The organism is Acinetobacter sp. YH12140, from assembly GCF_013418475.1.
GTDB classification, from domain to species: Bacteria; Pseudomonadota; Gammaproteobacteria; order Pseudomonadales; family Moraxellaceae; genus Acinetobacter; species Acinetobacter amyesii.
The window spans coordinates 1-1,573 of sequence record NZ_VPBZ01000038.1; the positions used below are offsets into that span (position 1 = coordinate 1).

Genomic DNA, 1,573 nt, shown 5'->3' on the forward strand with positions numbered 1-1,573 from the left:
GTAAATTTTCAGCGTTGCTGGCTCCCCGTCAGCCGGATTGGGTTGCATCGCAGGGGTGTCGAAAGAGTCAACTGCGGTCCAAAGCTGTTGGACTTGGGTGAAAAGGGCGTTTATTCTTCCTATACGTAAATTGTATTTGTTTTAGAAAAAGTTTTTGATCATTTGCTTCTTGCTGTGTAAAAGGTTTGTATGCTTGAATTTCTTCAATGATTTCTTTCATTTTTTATTGTCACTTTCCTGTCGTCATCTACTTATCAGCTAAATACCCTTCAGGCATTGGAATCAATTTTTCTGATTCCCGACTGAGGCTCTCCTCTGCTTTCCACCCGGCGATTTTATTTTCCGTTGCTTCGATCACCCCATCAAAAAGAGAATCACTTAATATTAGACGTAGTGGTGGTTCAGGCAATGCCGCAAGTTTTAAGATTGTCTTTGCTGCTAATATAGGGTCACTATCTGTCGCCTGACCCTCCTGTTCTTTTGCGAAGGCATCCATTTGTTGATGCAGTTCTTGATAATCCGGCAAGCGTTTACTATTATGCAGTTTCTTGTAAAGATCTGTCCAATAACCTCCTGGTTCAACAATAGTCACATGAACACCAAAAGGAGCCAGTTCCTGTGCTAAAGCTTCCGTCAATCCTTCTACCGCAAATTTACTAGCACTGTATAGACCTGAAGTCATCCAAGACATGATGCCCCCGATACTACTCATTTGGATAAAACGACCTGATTTGTCTCGCAAAAAAGGAGAAACCGCTTGAGCCGTCCAAAGAGAACCGAAAAAGTTTACATTCATTATCTGACGCGCCTCTTCTTCTGTTGTCTCCTCAATCATTCCTCCAAGCATCATTCCCGCATTACTCAAAGCAATATCGATGCCATTAAATTTTTCTGCTCCCTTAGCAGCAGCGGCTACTACCATGTCTCGTTCTTCAATATCGCCTAAACAGATCAGCAAAGAAGATCCATATTCTGTTTTTAACCTGCTGAGTTTTCCTTCTGTTCTAGAAAAAGAAATGACTTGGTCGCCATTTTCTAATACTAATTTTACTGTCTCAAAACCAATTCCTTTACTTCCACCAGTAATAAACCACGTTCTAGTCATCTGTCCACGCTCCTTTTTTCCTAATTACTCTCAATATGATTATAACAAATTAAAAGGCCAACAACAACTATAGTATCTAATATGCTGATTGTCAGTTATAAAATACTAAGAGTCATTTTATTCAAAAAAAGTTGTGGCAAAAAACTTGCCACAACTTTTTTATTTTGCACGAATCGGGAGCCATATTTGGAACTGTGCATTCTGAGGATTAGCATCTAAATATAATTCGATATCTGGCAATTCAGCATATTCAAAACCTGAAGTTGGTAACCATTCAGTAAAAATCTGCTGTTGCAATTCTTGAATTGCTCCTGGTATAGGACCCGTTCCTGAGAATACCGCCATCCAGCTTTGCGTGATAAAAGCCAGCAATAAAAACCCGCACATATCAGCGCCCATTCCAAGCAGCAACACACCGCGGTCACCCAGTCGCTTTGAAAGAGTGCCGGTTAAAACAGCTTGTACGAA

The 1,573-nt window shown here is 40.6% G+C and carries 3 protein-coding genes; all 3 read right to left on the reverse strand.

Annotation, left to right across the window (positions count from 1 at the left end; all coding sequences use genetic code 11):
* Window positions 1-67: 67 nt before the first annotated feature.
* On the reverse strand, window positions 68-220 hold the full coding sequence (locus FTU75_RS18190; protein ID WP_180007116.1) for a hypothetical protein: 153 nt from the start codon (window positions 218-220) through the stop codon (window positions 68-70).
* A 27-nt stretch (window positions 221-247) separates the two neighbouring features.
* Window positions 248-1,105, reverse strand: coding sequence for an SDR family NAD(P)-dependent oxidoreductase (locus tag FTU75_RS18195; protein WP_120366351.1), 858 nt, complete (start codon window positions 1,103-1,105; stop codon window positions 248-250).
* 159 nt (window positions 1,106-1,264) lie between these two features.
* A partial coding sequence (locus tag FTU75_RS18630) for a GyrI-like domain-containing protein (protein WP_180053115.1) occupies window positions 1,265-1,573 on the reverse strand: 309 nt, incomplete at its 5' end.